The following is a 15,134-nucleotide window of genomic DNA, read 5'->3' as shown; positions in this document are numbered from 1 at the left end:
TCGTCGAGTTCACGCTGTCCGGGGCCGCTCCACGCGGAGCTCGGTCCAGGGAGACGTCTGCTCGGCCAGGGTACGATACGCGAGCGCCACGGCGCCGACGAAGAAGAGCGCGAGCGCGGCCGGGCCGATGCCGATGCCGCCCGCGGGGGCGGCGCCGACATCGCCGGCCGGGGCGAGGGCGCCGAGGACGTTCGCGTGGAACGCGCGGAACAGGCCGAGGTGGAGCGCGGTGAGCGCCGCGCCGAGGGCGACGGCCCAGGCGCGGTGGAAGCGCGCGCGCCGGGCGTGGTGGGCGATGACCGTGTCGGAGGAGACGCAGAGGTTGCCGTGCGCGGGCGCGCGGAGCACCCACGCCTGCGCCGCGTCGCGGTACCCCTTGCCGGCGGCGCTCGGGTCGATCTCGCGGCGCAACGAGCCCGCGATGTAGATGGCGTCGCCGGGGCGGACCTCGGACCTATAGACGAAGGCGCCGCCGCGGCTCGCCGGCACGAAGGTCGTGTCGAGGGCCAAGCGGCCGCTCGCCGGCTCGACGCGCACCGCGGCGCCCGAGGGGAGCCGGAGCGAGAACGCGCGCGCCCGGGTGTGCCAGGCGCCCGGCGTGGCGCCGGGGGCGGCCTGGCCGCCGCCCGGGATCTCGACCGCGATCACCGCGTCGTCGGGCGCGGCGTCGTCCGCGCCCACCGCGCCGCGGAGCAGGGCGAACCCCTCGCGCATCGCGTCCGGCGAGGCCGAAGGGCTCCGCGCGCAGGCGGCGACCTGCGAGCGCCGCTGGTGGTGGAGCCAGCGCCCGATCGCGATCGCGAACGCGACGCCCAGCACCACCCCGGCGACCCCGTACACGATGAGAAAGCTGGCGACGAAGCCCATCCGGAGAGCCTAAACGTGCGGCTTCGGCGCGTCGAGACGGGCAGATATGGCCGCAGGCGAGCCAGCCCATCAGGTGCTTTTGCCGTCCCACCTGGCGCGCGCGTGTGCGCTTTGCTCGGCGCAGCGAGGACCCTTTCCCGAGGCGCGCGAGGAACGAGCACGCTCGCCAGGAGCGGCTCAGCGCGGCGGCGCACCGCGCGCCCGCGCCGCCCGGCGCCAGCGCTCCGGCAGGCGCGCGAGCAGCAGCAGCGCGAGCGCGGGGAGCAGCACGATCCCCGCGAACAGCAGCAGGATCGACGTGAGCCGCGCGGCGGAGGCGCCCAGCGCCGCGTAGGTCGCCGAGATGCCCAGGTTGGCCAGGGCGGTGACCGTGAGGAACGCGCGGCGCGGCATGCGGCCCGCGCCGGCGAAGACGACCGAGGCCTCGGAGAGCACCGGCACGCCGCGGAAGAGGAGCAGGAACCAGGGGCCATGCCGCTCGGCGGCCCGCGCGAGGCGGGCGAGCTCCGCCTCGCCGACCATCCGCCGGAGCGCCGGCGCCCCGGCCCGCGCGCCGAGCGCGTAGCCGAGCGCCGAGCCCGCCATCATTCCCGCCCAGGAGACCGCCGTCCCGCGCCAGAAGCCGAGCAACCCGCCCGCCGCCGTGCTCACGAAGCTCGACGGCACCGGCAGGAGCACGTCGCCCGCGAGCAACCCCCCGAGCACGAGCGCGGTCGCGGCGGCCGGCGGAGGCGACGCGAGCAGCCCCCGGGCCGCCGCCTCGAGGCGGTCCGCGAAGAGGAAGAAGGGCACGAGGATGGCCAGGAGCAGCAGGCCGGAGAAGCCCGCCCACCCCGCCCAGGAGCGCCGCGCGCGCGCGGGCGCGCCGGGGACGGAAGCGCTCTCCGGAGGGCGGGGCGAGGTGGTGGAGCCAGGGGGTGAAGACGGCAAGCTCGATGGTCTCTCGGCGTGCGGGGCGCCCAGGGGTCGACGCGTCCGGCCCTTGTACCAGAGGCTGGCGAACACCGCTCTAGGTGACGTGGCTCACAGGCGATACGCTCTGGACAGTCGACGGGCCGGGTTCTCCGGCGCCGGGACGAGCTCCGTCACCGTTTCGCCCACACAGGAGATCTCAGCATGACCGAACCCGACGCGCTGCGCGCCGCCCTCGCCGCGGAGAACCTCTTCAGCCCCGAGCACATCGTCGATCCGTACCCGCTCTATGCGCAGGCCCGCCGCGCTGCGCCCGTCTTCTTCAACGCGTCCGCGAGCTGCTGGATGGTCACGCGCGCCGAGGACATCGTGGCGGTGCTGCGCGACACGGAGCGCTTCTCGTCGAAGTACCTGATGAGCCCGCGGACCCCGCTGGCGCCGGAGATCGTCGCCCTGCTCGGCGACCCCGACGCGCGGCTGCCGACGCTCCTCACGACCGACCCGCCCGACCACACGCGGCTGCGCGGCCTGCTCAGCAAGGGCTTCTCCGCGCAGCGGATGGCCGCCATGGAGCCGGAGATCCGGGCGATCGCCGACGCGCTGATCGACGGCTTCGTCGCCGACGCCAGGGCCGACCTGGTCCCGCGCTTCGCGTTCCCGTTCACGTCGTTCGTGATCGGCGACATGCTCGGCATGCCGCGCGCCGACATCGCCCGGCTGAAGCGCTGGTCCGACGACTGGATCCGGCTCGTGTGGAACGTGGAGCCCGTGGAGCAGCTCGTCGAGGCGGCGCGGGGGCTGGTGGCGTTCCGGCGCTACTTCGCCGAGGTGATCGCGGAGCGCCGGCGCCGCCCGGGCGACGACCTGCTCTCGGCGCTGATCCAGGCGCACCTCGACGACGACGCGCGGCTCAGCGAGGAGGAGCTGATCGCCGTGCCGATGCAGCTCATCATGGCCGGGCACGAGACGACGCTGCACCTGATCAGCAACGCGCTGGTGCAGCTGCTGGAGCGCCCGGCGCACCTCGCCGCGGCGCGCGCGGACCGGGGGCTGCTCGAGCACGTCGTCGAGGAGGCGCTGCGGCTCGACGCGCCGGTGCTCTGGATAAGCCGCCGGACGACGGTGGAGGTCGAGCTGGGGGGCGTGACGATCCCGGCGGGCGCGACGCTCCAGCTCGCTGTCTGCGCGGCCAACCGCGAGGAGAGCCTCTTCGGCGAGCCGGCGACGTTCGATCCGTGCCGGCCGAACGCCGACCGCCATCTCAGCTTCGGCCGGGGTACGCACTTCTGCCTGGGCGCGCCGCTCGCCCGGCTGGAGGCCCGCGTCGCGCTCGAGCGGCTCCTCGCGCGGCTGCCCAACCTGCGCCTCGACCCCGAGCAGCCGCCGGAGCGAGCCACGGCGATCGGCTTCCGCGGCTACGCGCGCCTCGTGGCGCTCTGGGACGCACCGCCCGGGCCGTGAGCTCCGGGACGGCGGGGAGCGTGTGCAACCCGACCCAGGTTGGGCAACCCGCAGGTTGGGCAAGCCGACCCAGGTTGGGCAACCCGCAGGTTGGGCAAGCCGACCCAGGTTGGGCAACCCGCAGGTTGGGCAAGCCGACCCAGGTTGGGCAAGCAGCCGACCCAGGTTGGGCAAGCCGACCCAGGTTGGTTGGGCAACCCAACCCAGGTTGGAATCGCGCGGCGCGTGTGAATGATCCGCCGCTCGCTCTGCGTTCTCCAAATGAACGTCCCCGAAGACGGCGCGTCGACGCCGCGCCCTCTTGCCCGTCTCGCTGCAGCGAACTCGCGCCGAGACTACATTGTTGTAGGCACAGCGTCGGTCACGTCAACGCCGTGAAATATGCGCATCCACCACGTACCCGCCGGGAATACGGCGCTGCGTACACCAGCACGCCATCGTTCGAGCGCGGCTCGGTACGTGGCGCGAAATGCCCGAACAGCGGAGGCTGCGATTTGCCATGTGTCACGCTGCTCACGGCCCGCTGCAAACGTCGGATTGCGATCGCGGATCGCCTCGAAGCTCGTGGCACGCTCGTAGGGGGAGATCTTGCTGGCTCTTTCGGCGCCCAGAAAGCGCGACCCTTTCCGATGTGCCTCTGCATGTGCCTGCGCTTCGTGGCGCTCGAGCTCGGCGGCAACCGCATCACGAAAGCCCTCCGCCCTGTCTTGCTCGACGGTGGGCGGCAGCGCGAGCTGGAGCGATACTTGCTCCGGCCACTGTGGGTTCTCCGGGTCGAAATAGACCGAGGGACGGGTCGCGCGCAGCTCGCCGCGGCCGATCTCGCAAACATCCACCTTGGCGCCCGGCCACTCACGCGCATGGCCCACCAGGCCAGCGGCCACAGGGTTCGCGAGAACGTAGGCGATCTTCTCGATCACCGCCGCGTGTGTCAGCAGCCGCACAACGCTCGTGGCTTCATGGTCCCATACCGGGCCTTCCCACTCGCGGAGCACCTTGGTGCCGAGCGCGACGATACGGTGAAAAAATTGCAGGAAGCGCGGCAGGACGCCGTTCGCATCGGTGACGACGATGTGCAGGTGCGATGACATCGCGCAGAGCGCATGGACCTCGATGCTGTAGCGGCGTGCCGAGACCGCGAGGGCGTAGACCAGGAACTGGGTGATGGCCGCGTCGGGACGGAACAGGAGGTGCCTGCGGAGGACGCGACGCGTGATCAGGTAGGTGGCGCCGGGAGCAATATTGCGGGGCTGGCTCATGGCCGCTGCACATCATCAAACGGCGTGCCGGCCGTCCTGGCGGGGCATTTCGAACATTGGGAGCGCTCCATGGGTGGCGGCCGCCAGGGGTTTCGCCGATCCCGCCAGGTGTCCCCGACCTGGCTGCTGCTGTTGCTGTTGGCCCAACCTCGGTCGGGTCGCCCCAACCTCGGTCGGGTCGGGTCGCCCCAACCTCGGTCGGGTCGCCCGGTCGAGGCCCCGCCAACCTGGGTCGGGTCAAGGCCCGCTGTTGCTGTTGGCCCAACCTCGGTCGGGTCGCCCGGTCGAGGTCCCGCCAACCTGGGTCGGGTCAGGCCCCAACCTGGGTCGGGTCAGGCCACCACCGTGGGAGCAAAGTTCCATGGACAGCGCTGCGTTGGCTGGAGTACAAGCCCCAGGCCGGATCGACGAGCACCTCACCGCGGCGGGGCAAGATGCTTGCGCACAATCGACAAGGGTTCCTCATGGCTGACCCGACCGATTACCCCGAGCACCACCTGGGTCTGCAGCGGGACAACGGATTCCTCGACGTCCGCTTCGAGCATCACGACCGCACCAGGCCTGTGCACGTCGCGCACCGCGCCCCGTGCCGCATGCTCTTCCCGCGGCAAGAGCCGGACGAGCCTCTTCTCGGCGTGTTCATCACCACATCCGGCGGCACGGCCGGAGGCGACGCCCTCCGCGTCTCGGTCGAGGCCTGCCGCGGCGCCACCGCCACCGTGACGAGCCAGGCCGCCGAGAAGATCTATCCTTCGCTGGGCGCCCCGAGCCGCCTCTCGTTCGGCCTCCGCGTCGAGGCTGGCGCCGCGCTCGAGTGGCTGCCCCGGGAGACCATCCTGTTCGACAACGCCCGCCTCGAGCGGCGCGTCGACCTCGACGTCGCCCCCGGCGGGAGCCTCCTCGCGCTCGACCTCACCGTCTTCGGCCGCCTGGCGCGCGGCGAGCGCTTCACGGCCGGCGCGCTGCACGACGTCTGGCGCGTCCGGCGCGGAGGGCGCCTCGCGTGGGCCGACGCCCTCTCCCTCTCCGGCGACATCGCCGCGCAGATCGCGAGCCCCGCCGGCTTCGGCGGCGCCACCGCGGCGGGGCTCGCGCTGCTCGTCGCCGACGACGCGGCCGCCTGGGTCGACGAGGCGCGCGCGCGGCTCGCGCGCGGGTCGTCCCGCGCGGGCGCCACGCTCGTCGGCGGGGTGCTCGTGGCCCGGGCGCTCGGCGCGGAGCCGGCGCACGTGCGGCGCGATCTCACCGATCTGGTCTCGTGGCTCAGGGCGGCGCGCTCGGGCCATCCTGCGCGCATGCCGCGGTTCTGGTCGATCTGAGGAGGAGTCGATGAATCTCACCCCCCGAGAGAAGGACAAACTGCTGATCTCCGTCGCCGCGATGGTCGCGCGCCGGCGGCTCGAGCGCGGCGTCAAGCTCAATTACCCGGAGGCGATCGCGCTCATCTCCGACTTCGTGGTCGAGGGCGCCCGCGACGGCCATTCGGTCGAGGACCTGATGAGCCGAGGCGCGCGCGTGATCTTCCTGGATCAGGTGATGGAGGGCGTCGCCGAGATGATCCACGACGTCCAGGTCGAGGCGACCTTCCCCGACGGCACGAAGCTCGTCACGGTCCACAACCCCATCGGCCCGCGGCTCGGGATTCACTCGGCGCCCCAGGACAAGGCCTAGAGGCGAGGAGGAGGAACCATGATTCCCGGCGAGATCATCACCCCCGCGGGGCAAGCCGACCTCCAGCTCAACCTGGGTCGGCCTGTCGCCACGATCACGGTCAAGAACACCGGCGATCGGCCGATCCAGGTCGGCAGCCATTACCATTTCTACGAGGTCAACGAGGCGCTCCATTTCGACCGCGACAAGGCGCGTGGCATGCGGCTCGACATCCCGGCCGGCACCGCGAGGCGCTTCGAGCCGGGCGAGACGTGCGAGGACGTGCCCCTCGTGGCCTTCGGCGGCGCCCGCGTCGCCGTGGGCTTTCAGGGCAAGATCAACGGCTCACTCTAGGAGACCCCGGCGATGCCTCATCCGATCTCTCATTCCAGCTACGCGAGCCTGTACGGCCCGACCGTGGGCGACAAGGTGCGGCTCGCCGACACCAATCTCCTCATCGAGGTCGAGCAGGACCTCACTGCCCTCCACGGATACGGGGAGGAGGTCACGTTCGGCGGCGGCAAGGTCATCCGCGACGGCATGGGCCAGTCCCAGCGGACGCAGGCCGAGGGCGCCGTCGACACGGTGATCGTCAACGCGCTCATCCTCGACCACTGGGGCATCGTCAAGGCGGACATCGGCATCCGGGAAGGCCGGATCGCCGCCATCGGCAAGGCCGGCAACCCCGACGTGCAGGACGGCGTGACCATCATCATCGGCCCCGGCACCGAGGTCATCGCGGGCGCCGGGAAGATCGTCACCGCCGGCGGCATCGACACGCACATCCACTTCATCTGTCCGCAGCTCGTCGAGGAGGCGCTCTGTTCTGGCCTGACCACGCTGATGGGCGGAGGCACCGGGCCGGCGGCGGGCACGGCCGCGACCACCTGTACGCCCGGCCCCTTCCACATCCGGCGCATGCTCCAGGCCGCCGAGGCGCTGCCGGTCAACATCGGCCTGTTCGGCAAGGGGAACACGAGCCGGCCCGCCGGCCTCGTCGAGCAGATCGAGGCTGGCGCTTGCGGGCTGAAGCTCCATGAAGACTGGGGCACAACGCCCGCGGCGATCGACAACTGCCTCTCCGTGGCCGACGCGTACGACGTCCAGGTGGCGCTCCACTCCGACACGCTGAACGAGAGCGGCTTCGTCCAGGAGACGATCCGCGCCTTCAAGGGGCGGACGATCCACGCGTTCCACACCGAGGGGGCCGGGGGCGGCCACGCGCCCGACGTCATCGCGCTGGTCGGGGAGCCCAACGTGCTCCCGGCCTCCACCAACCCGACGCGGCCCTATACCCGGAACACGGTCGTCGAGCACCTCGACATGCTCATGGTCTGTCATCACCTCAAGAAGGAGATCCCGGAGGACGTGAAGTTCGCCGAGAGCCGCATCCGGAAGGAGACGATCGCGGCCGAGGACATCCTGCACGACATCGGGGCCATCTCCATCATGGCGAGCGACAGCCAGGCGATGGGGCGCGTCGGTGAGGTCGTGCTGCGGACCTGGCAGACCGCCCACAAAATGAAGAGCCAGCGCGGCAAGCTGGCGAAGGACGGCCCGGGCAACGACAACTTCCGCGCCAAGCGGTATGTCGCCAAGTACACCATCAACCCGGCCATCGCCCAGGGCGTCAGCCGGCATATCGGCTCGGTCGAGGTCGGCAAGCTCGCCGATCTCGTGGTCTGGTCGCCCGCCTTCTTCGGGGTCAAGCCGGACGTGGTGCTCAAGGGCGGCTCGATCGTCACGGCGCCGATGGGCGATCCCAACGCCGCGATCCCGACGCCGCAGCCCGTGCACTACCGGCCGATGTTCGCGGCGTATGGCCGGAGCGCGATCGAGAGCTCGGTGCTGTTCGTCAGCCAGGCGTCGCTCCAGCGCGGGGTCGCGGCGACGGCGGGGCTGTCGCGCCCGCTGCTCGCGGTGGAGAACACGCGGTCCGGGATCTCGAAGGCGAGCATGATCCACAACAGCGAGACGCCGCGCATCGAGGTCGATCCGGAGCACTACACGGTGAAGGCCGACGGCGAGCTGCTCACCTGCGAGCCGGCGGAGGTGCTCCCCATGGCCCAGCGCTACTTCCTGTACTGACATGCGACGCGCCATCGAGGTCGTTCCCCGCGGGAGCACGCCCGAGACCGCCGCCGAGGCGTGCGTGACGCTCGCCTACGACGACCGGCACCGCCGGCGGATCCGGCTCGCGACCGACGAAGGGTGGGAGTTCCTGCTCGATCTTCCGGAGGCGACCGTGCTCGGCGACGGGGACGGCCTTCGCCTCGAGGACGGCGCCTGGCTCCTGGTCCGCGCGGCGGACGAGGAGCTCGTCGCGGTCACGTGCCATCATGCGACGGACCTGGCCCGCATCGCCTGGCATATCGGCAACCGGCATATCCCGGCCGCCTTCGACGGCGCGCGGATCCTCATCCGGCACGATCATGTGATCGTCGACATGGTCCGGGGTCTCGGCGCCGAGGCGACGCCGCTCCGCGCGCCCTTCACGCCGGAGCGCGGCGCGTACGACCGGCAGCCGCACGCTCATGGGCATGGGCATTCTCATGAACATGGGCATTCCCATGAACACGGGCATTCTCATGAACACGGGCACTCCCACGCTCACGGGCATTCCCATGAACATGGGCACTCCCACGAGCATGAGCACTCCCACGCTCACGGCCACGGGCATTCCCACGACCATGAGCACGATCGCGAGGGCCGACGCGGGTGATCGCCGTGGGAGAGGGAGCGCTCTACCGGCTGATGAGCTGGATGTCGCCCGCCTACCCGGTCGGCGGCTTCAGCTACAGCCACGGGCTGGAGTGGGCGGTCGAGGCAGGCCTCGTGGGCACGGCGGAGCAGCTCCGGGCGTGGGTCGCGGCGATCCTCGGCGAGGGCTCCGGCCAGGTCGACGCGGCGCTCCTCGCGGCCGCCTACCGCGCCGAGCAGGACGGCGAGCTCGACGAGGTGGCGGAGCTCGCCGCGGCGCTCCGGGGCACCCGCGAGCTCGCGCTGGAGAGCGCGCAGCAGGGCGCCGCGTTCCTGACCATCACCCGCGCCGCGTGGCCGCACCCTCGCCTCGACGCGTTCGCGGCGCGCCACGCGGGCGAGGCGCCGCTCCCGGTCGCGGTCGGGCTCGCCGCGGCCGCGCACGGCATACCGCTCGATCCGGCGCTGACGGCGTACCTGCACGCCTTCGGCTCCGGCCTGGTCTCGGCGGGGATCCGGCTCGTCCCGCTCGGCCAGACGGACGGCCAGCGGATCGTGGCGGCGCTCGAGCCGGTCATCGTCGCCGCCGCCCGGCGCGCCCGGGAGACGCCGCTCGATCGCATCGGCGCCGCGACGCCGGGCGTCGATCTCTCGTCGATGCAACACGAAACCCAGCACACGAGGTTATTCCGATCATGACAACAAGCACCCACGGCCCCCTCCGTGTCGGTATCGGAGGGCCGGTCGGCTCCGGCAAGACGGCGCTCGTCGACCGCCTCTGCAAGCGCATGCGCGACGAGTGGCGCGTCGCCGTGGTCACCAACGACATCTACACGAAGGAAGACGCCGAGTTCCTGACCCGCTCGGGCGCGCTCAGCCCCGAGCGCATCGTCGGCGTCGAGACAGGCGGCTGCCCGCACACGGCGATCCGCGAGGACGCCTCCATCAACCTGGCGGCCGTCCGCGAGATCGCGCAGCGCCTCGCCCCGCTCGACCTCGTGTTCGTCGAGTCCGGCGGGGACAACCTGGCCGCGACCTTCTCGCCGGAGCTCGCCGATCTCACCCTCTACGTCATCGACGTGTCGGCCGGCGACAAGATCCCGCGCAAGGGCGGCCCGGGCATCACCCGCTCGGACCTGCTCATCATCAACAAGATCGACCTCGCGCCCATGGTCGGCGCGAGCCTCGAGGTGATGGACCGCGACGCCCGCAAGATGCGGGGCGACAGGCCGTTCCTGTTCACCAATCTCAAGGAGAACAAGGGCGTCGAGGAGATCGCCGCCTTCATCGTCAAGAAGGGCGGCCTCGACGCGGGGAATCGCGCCGCGGCAGGCGGCTGAGGGGCCGCGGGCGTCGGAGGCGGTGCACCCTGGGCTCCTGCGCCCAGGGCAGCGGGCTGGCATTCCTCGGGAGTCAGGGCTGGCAGCTCGGCGTCTCGGGCCGGCCGCGCAGCCAGTCGGCGATGCGCTCGCCGGCCGCGGGGCCGGTGGGGTGGAGCATGTACGTGTGGCCGGCCCGCGGCACGGTATCGAGCGTCACCGACGGTGAATGGATGAAGCTGGCCGCCGCGAGGGGCGCGAACGCCGCGGGGAACAGCCGATCGCTGTCGGCGAGCTGCAGGAGCACCGGGACACGGACGAACGGCGCGAGGACGCGCGAGGGCTGGAGGGTGATCGTGAGGATCTCGCCGCTGGGCGTCAGGTGGGCGGCGGCGGTGTCCGCGGCGACGACCCAGGGCTCGGCGGCGGCTGTATAGAACATCTGGGCGCGATGGGACGGCGTGCCCAGGAAGTACTCGTAATCGCTGAGCAGCGCGCGCGGGATGTCGCCGGTCGCGAAATCGGCGAGGAACCGCGTGGAGGGGAACTGGTGGTACCCCATCGCGATCAGGGCATCGACGTCGTTGAACAGGCCCGCCTCGAGCTCCGAGACCTCGGCGCCGGCGCTGTGGCCGCCGATCGCGACGTGCGCGAACTCCCCGCGGAGCTGCTGGACGATCTGGTGAGCGAACTCGGCGTGCACGTCCACCGTCGCCCGGTATCCGTCATCCAGGGTGCTCGCGCCGTAGCCGAGCCGGTCGATGGCCACCACGGTGTAGCCGGCGTCGGCCAGGGTGCGCGCGTACGAATAGCCGTGCTCGGGGCTGAAATCCCAGGCCTCGGCGCCATAGGAGAGGCCGTGGAGCAGCAGCACGACCGACGTGGCCGCGCAGGGCGGGTCGACGCGAAAGCCGTGGATCTCGTGCTCCGCGCTGCGCGCATAGGGATCCGTCACGCGGTAGGTCACCGGAGCAGGCTCCAGAGGGCCGCTGTCCGCGCGGGCGACGGGGAGACCGGCGGACGCCGCGGCCAGGAGCGCGGCGCCGACGACCGAGGAGCGGTGCGGCTTCATGGTTCGAGAGCGCATGGTCATCCCGTCACGGTAAGTCAGAACACCGCGCGAAGCACCCGGACCGCACGATCTCGGTCATGAAGCAGCGGCGCCGCGCTCCGGCGTGGCCAGCCGCTCGCCGAGCTCGCGGATCCGGAGCTCCTTCTCGGCCGTGAGCCCCTCGGCCGCCCCGAAGAGGGGATGGGGCACGGGCGCCGCGATCGCGGCAGCGCGGAGCTCGCGGCTGCGCGGATCAGGATTCCTGCACGACGACGCGGTTCATGCGGATCGGGGTGAGGGGCCGATCGCTCCCGTCGGTGCGCGCCGTCTCGATCTTGCGCACGACGTCCATGCCCTCGATCACGCGGCCGAACACGGGGTGCTTCGACGGGCCGGGCGTGAACCAGTCGAGGTAGGCGTTGTGGACCGTGTTGATGAAGAACTGGCACGAGCCGCTGTTGGGATCACCCGTGTTGGCCATGGAGAGCGTGCCCGCCTCGTTCGAGAGCCTGGCGTTGGCCGGGTGCTCGTCCGGGATGCACCCGTCGGGCCCGTCGCCCGTGCCTGCCAGCGGGCTCTTCGGGTCGCGGCTGCGCGGACACCCGAACTGGAGCATGAAGCCGCTGATGACGCGGTGGAAGTGCAGCCCGTCGTAGAACCCGCTCTTCGCGAGCTTGACGAAGTTTCCGGCGGTGATGGGCATCTTGTCGAGGAAGAGCTCGATCTTGATGTTGCCCAGGGAGGTCTCGAGGAGCGCGGTCGGGTTGGCCATGAACGAGAGGGTAAGTGAAGGCGCGGGCGGCCGGCAAGCGTGCGCCGGATCCCGTGCCCGGGACGAAGCGCGCTCGCCTGCTGGCCTGCCAGGAGCCCGCGACCCTGCAGCGCTGGCTCGTGCGGGCGATGAGCGCCGGCTCCCTCGACGAGATCCTCGCCGACCGACGAAGCCCTGCGGCGCTCGCCGCGGCCGCCGCGACGCGAGCCGCTCCGCTTCCGTGGTCCTCCCGCGGAGCTGACCCCGGGGAACGGTCTCCCGCACCGAGCCCGGCGGGTCGCCGTGCCGTCCTCGCCGACACGGCGCGCCGCGTGCGCGCGCTCGAGCTCGGCGCGGTCGACCACCTGACAGGCCGTCGCCGCGCCGGCGCCCGTGGTAGAAGGAGCAGATGGCAACCCTCCCTGCACTCGATGACTCCACGTTCGATGAGGCGATCAAGAGCTCCGGCGAGCCGGTGCTGGTGGATTTCGGCGCGACCTGGTGCGGGCCCTGCAGGCAGCTCGCCCCCATCGTCGAAGGGATCGCGAAGGACTACGCGGGCAAGGTCAAGGTGTTCGCGGTGGACATCGACCAAGCGCCGAAGACCGCGCAGAGATTCGGCATCAGGAGCGTCCCCACCTTGATCCTCTTCAAGGGCGGCGAGAAGGCAGGTCAGATCATGGGCCTCACGTCGCGCGACAAGATCGTCAAGCAGCTCGGCCTGTGATCGAGCGCCTCGGCGCGCCCCGGGCCGCGCGCGCCTGCGCGTCGCGCGCGGTGGCGCGCGCCACCGCCGCGCGCGGGGCCGCCCGTCGCCTCGACCTCCTCAGCGCGCGGCGCCCGCCGCCCCCGTCTCCCGCAGGAGCCGGTACCAGGCGAGCATCCGCGGGAGCCCCTCCGCGAGCGACACCGTCGGCGCATACCCGAGCTCCCTGCGCGCCTTGGTGATGTCCGGGCAACGGCGGTTCGGATCGCCCACCGGATACCCCTCGGGGTAGCTCGCGAGCGCGAGGTCGAGCGGCTCGCCGACGGCCTGCTCGACCTTCTTCGCGAGGTCGCGCATGGAGATCTCCTCGGCGTCGGAGCCGATGTTGTACACCTCGCCCGGCCGGCCGAGCAGCAGCACCCGCAGGAAGCCGTTCACCCCGTCCGTCGCGTAGCAGAACGTGCGCGTCTGCGTCCCGCCGCGGTGGATCTCGATCGGCCTCCCGTCGAGCGCGGCGTTCAGGAAGCTCGGGAGGACGCGGGAGTCGTCGCGCCGCATCCCCGGACCGTAGACGTTGAACGGGCGGACGACCGTCACCGGGACGCCGTACTGGCGGTGATAGACCATCGCGAGCGTCTCGCCGAGGCGCTTCGACTCGTCGTAGCAGGCGCGGAGCCCCGTGGGCGAGACGCGACCGGGGTAGTCCTCCGGCGTCGGGATGAACTCGGGGTGCGGATCTCCGTAGATCTCGCTCGAGCTGAAGTAGAGCACCGCCTCGGGCCGCGCGCGGCGCGCGAGGTCGAGGACGTTCCGGATGCCGTCGACCGCCACGGTGATGGTCTCGAGCGGGTACCTCGCGTAGTACACAGGAGACGCGATCCCGGCCCCGTGAAGGATGAAGTCGGGGTCCACGCCGCGCGGGTACGGCCGCGTCACGTCGTGCGTCTCGAAGACGAGGTTCGGGTCGTCGAGATCGAAGAAGCCGCTGTCCTTCGTTCCGGTGATGAGGTTGTCGAGCGCCACGATCGTCGCCGGCCGCTCGAACCTGCTCCGGTTGAGCTCCTGGAGGACGCCGACGATGTAGCTCCCGAGGAAGCCGGCCGCGCCGGTGATGAGCACCGTCTTCCCCTCGAGCCGGCGGGCGACGTCGCCCAGAAGGCCCGCAAGACTCCGCAGCTCGTCCTCGATGAGGCGCTCCATGTCGCTTGCTCTCTTACCCGATGACGGTCGGAGTTGGAACCGGGACGATGAACTTGCCGCCGCGCTCCGCGAACGCCCGCTGGCTCTCCATCACGGGCTGCGCGAAGTTCCAGGCCAGGATGAGCAGATGGTCCGGCCGCCGCCGCTCGATCTCCAGCGCGGAGACGACGGGGATGTGCATCCCCGGCGTGTAGAGGCCCTGCTTGAGCGGGTTGTCATCGACGATGTAGTCGAGCGTCTCCGGGCCGATGCCGAAGTGGTTGAGGAGCGTGTTGCCCTTGGCGGGCGCGCCGTACCCGGCGACGCGCTTCCCCGCCGCCCGCAGCCCGGCGAGGAGCTCGACGAGCGCGCGCTTGTTCTCCTCGACCGCGCCGGCGAACCGCCGGAACGTCGCCACGTCGCCGAGGCCCGAGGCGCCCTCGCGCGCGACGCGCTCCGCGACGCTCGGTCCCGCCGCGCGCGCGCCGGCGTGGGCGACGAAAAGGCGCAGCGACCCGCCGTGGACCGGCTCGTGCCCGACGTCCACGAGCGCGAGCCCGAACCGCTGAAAGAACGGGACGAGCGGCGCGACGGAGAGATACGACAGGTGCTCGTGATATACGGTATCGAAGAGCCGCTGTTCGAGGAAGTCGACCAGATACGGCGCCTCGATGACGAAGAGGCCGTCTTCCCGGAGGAGCGCCTTCACGCCGCGCGCGATGTCGTCGAGATCGTCGATGTGCGCGAAGACGTTGTTGGCCGTGATGAGCTTCGCCTTGCCGCGCTCCTCCGCGAAGCGCCGCGCGAACGCCTCGGTGAAATACCCGACCACGGTCGGCGCGCCGTGCGCGGCCGCTCGCCCGGCGATCGCGGCGGCCGGATCCACCCCGTACGCCTCGGCGCCGAGCGCGCGCAGCGGCCTCACCAGGACGCCGTCGTTGCTGCCGATGTCGAGCGTGACAGCGCCGGAGAGCCCGAGCCGCTCGTCCATCGCCCGGGCGTACCGCTCGAAGTGGCGCACGAACGAGGGCGACGTGGAGGAGACATAGACGTACTCGCGGAAGAGGAGGTCGGGATCCACCGCGTGCCGGAGCTGGACGAACGCGCAATCGGCGCAGCGCGCGACCGAGAGCGGAAAGCGGCGCTCGGACGCGAGGTCCTCCTCGCGGAGAAAGGCGTTCGCCGGCGGCTGCTCCCCGAGATCCAGGAACGTCTCCAGGCGCGCGCCCTTGCAGAGGCGACATCGGCGCTTCTCCGTCAGCATGAGCCCTTCCCGCTA

General features: G+C 71.5%; 16 protein-coding genes. 9 read left to right on the top strand and 7 right to left on the bottom strand.

Annotated features, from left to right (window positions below; all coding sequences use genetic code 11):
• Positions 1 to 9: 9 nt before the first annotated feature.
• Together WME76_RS31740 and WME76_RS31735 are read right to left on the bottom strand one after the other, a co-directional pair.
• On the bottom strand, positions 10 to 867 hold the full coding sequence (locus WME76_RS31740; protein WP_437955986.1) for a hypothetical protein: 858 nt from the start codon (positions 865 to 867) through the stop codon (positions 10 to 12).
• A 177-nt stretch (positions 868 to 1,044) separates the two neighbouring features.
• The gene (locus WME76_RS31735; protein ID WP_437955985.1) at positions 1,045 to 1,797 is read right to left on the bottom strand and encodes a TVP38/TMEM64 family protein; all 753 of its coding nucleotides are present in this window, start codon (positions 1,795 to 1,797) and stop codon (positions 1,045 to 1,047) included.
• Between the two features lie 186 nt (positions 1,798 to 1,983).
• Between WME76_RS31735 and WME76_RS31730 the strand changes: the two genes are divergently transcribed.
• Positions 1,984 to 3,240 carry a cytochrome P450 gene (locus tag WME76_RS31730; RefSeq protein ID WP_437955984.1) on the top strand — a complete coding sequence of 419 codons (1,257 nt, stop codon included), beginning with the start codon at positions 1,984 to 1,986 and terminating at the stop codon, positions 3,238 to 3,240.
• Between the two features lie 335 nt (positions 3,241 to 3,575).
• Here WME76_RS31730 and WME76_RS31725 read toward each other — a convergent pair whose 3' ends face one another.
• Positions 3,576 to 4,499 carry a transposase gene (locus WME76_RS31725; protein ID WP_437955983.1) on the bottom strand — a complete coding sequence of 308 codons (924 nt, stop codon included), beginning with the start codon at positions 4,497 to 4,499 and terminating at the stop codon, positions 3,576 to 3,578.
• 464 nt (positions 4,500 to 4,963) lie between these two features.
• On the opposite strand from WME76_RS31725, the gene WME76_RS31720 reads away from it, so the two are divergent.
• The 7 genes from WME76_RS31720 to ureG are packed head-to-tail and all read left to right on the top strand — an operon-like array spanning position 4,964 to position 10,189.
• Complete coding sequence (locus WME76_RS31720) at positions 4,964 to 5,818, top strand: urease accessory protein UreD (protein WP_437955982.1); 855 nt, start codon at positions 4,964 to 4,966, stop codon at positions 5,816 to 5,818.
• Between the two features lie 10 nt (positions 5,819 to 5,828).
• Positions 5,829 to 6,170 carry an urease subunit gamma gene (locus tag WME76_RS31715; protein ID WP_061620416.1) on the top strand — a complete coding sequence of 114 codons (342 nt, stop codon included), beginning with the start codon at positions 5,829 to 5,831 and terminating at the stop codon, positions 6,168 to 6,170.
• An 18-nt stretch (positions 6,171 to 6,188) separates the two neighbouring features.
• Complete coding sequence (locus WME76_RS31710; RefSeq protein WP_437955981.1) at positions 6,189 to 6,503, top strand: urease subunit beta; 315 nt, start codon at positions 6,189 to 6,191, stop codon at positions 6,501 to 6,503.
• Positions 6,504 to 6,515: 12 nt separating this feature from the next.
• The gene (ureC, locus tag WME76_RS31705) at positions 6,516 to 8,237 is read left to right on the top strand and encodes an urease subunit alpha (protein ID WP_437955980.1); all 1,722 of its coding nucleotides are present in this window, start codon (positions 6,516 to 6,518) and stop codon (positions 8,235 to 8,237) included.
• 1 nt (position 8,238) lies between these two features.
• Positions 8,239 to 8,871 (top strand): urease accessory protein UreE, encoded by a 633-nt coding sequence (locus WME76_RS31700; protein ID WP_437955979.1) that lies wholly within the window; start codon positions 8,239 to 8,241, stop codon positions 8,869 to 8,871.
• A complete protein-coding gene (locus WME76_RS31695) occupies positions 8,868 to 9,548 on the top strand; it encodes an urease accessory protein UreF (RefSeq protein WP_437955978.1) in 681 nt (226 codons plus the stop codon). Before WME76_RS31700 ends, WME76_RS31695 begins: the two co-directional genes overlap by 4 nt.
• Entirely contained in the window at positions 9,545 to 10,189 is a 645-nt protein-coding gene (gene ureG / locus WME76_RS31690; RefSeq protein ID WP_437955977.1) for an urease accessory protein UreG, read from the top strand. Before WME76_RS31695 ends, ureG begins: the two co-directional genes overlap by 4 nt.
• A gap of 73 nt (positions 10,190 to 10,262) precedes the next feature.
• Here the strand turns inward: ureG and WME76_RS31685 are convergent, their stop codons facing one another.
• Together WME76_RS31685 and WME76_RS31680 are read right to left on the bottom strand one after the other, a co-directional pair.
• Complete coding sequence (locus WME76_RS31685; RefSeq protein WP_437955976.1) at positions 10,263 to 11,255, bottom strand: alpha/beta hydrolase; 993 nt, start codon at positions 11,253 to 11,255, stop codon at positions 10,263 to 10,265.
• A 217-nt stretch (positions 11,256 to 11,472) separates the two neighbouring features.
• Complete coding sequence (locus WME76_RS31680) at positions 11,473 to 11,991, bottom strand: peptidylprolyl isomerase (RefSeq protein ID WP_061620410.1); 519 nt, start codon at positions 11,989 to 11,991, stop codon at positions 11,473 to 11,475.
• 388 nt (positions 11,992 to 12,379) lie between these two features.
• Between WME76_RS31680 and trxA the strand changes: the two genes are divergently transcribed.
• Complete coding sequence (gene trxA / locus WME76_RS31675) at positions 12,380 to 12,697, top strand: thioredoxin (RefSeq protein ID WP_061620409.1); 318 nt, start codon at positions 12,380 to 12,382, stop codon at positions 12,695 to 12,697.
• Positions 12,698 to 12,796: 99 nt separating this feature from the next.
• On the opposite strand, the gene WME76_RS31670 is transcribed toward trxA, so the two are convergent.
• Both WME76_RS31670 and WME76_RS31665 read right to left on the bottom strand, forming a co-directional pair.
• Entirely contained in the window at positions 12,797 to 13,876 is a 1,080-nt protein-coding gene (locus WME76_RS31670; RefSeq protein ID WP_437955975.1) for an NAD-dependent epimerase/dehydratase family protein, read from the bottom strand.
• Positions 13,877 to 13,889: 13 nt separating this feature from the next.
• On the bottom strand, positions 13,890 to 15,119 hold the full coding sequence (locus WME76_RS31665) for a class I SAM-dependent methyltransferase (RefSeq protein ID WP_437955974.1): 1,230 nt from the start codon (positions 15,117 to 15,119) through the stop codon (positions 13,890 to 13,892).
• Positions 15,120 to 15,134 lie beyond the last annotated feature (15 nt).

It is taken from the genome of Sorangium sp. So ce119, from assembly GCF_051524405.1.
GTDB classification, from domain to species: Bacteria; Myxococcota_A; Polyangia; order Polyangiales; family Polyangiaceae; genus Sorangium; species Sorangium cellulosum_G.
Note: the sequence above shows the minus strand (reverse complement) of the source record. Positions and strands in the feature narration are given on the sequence as shown.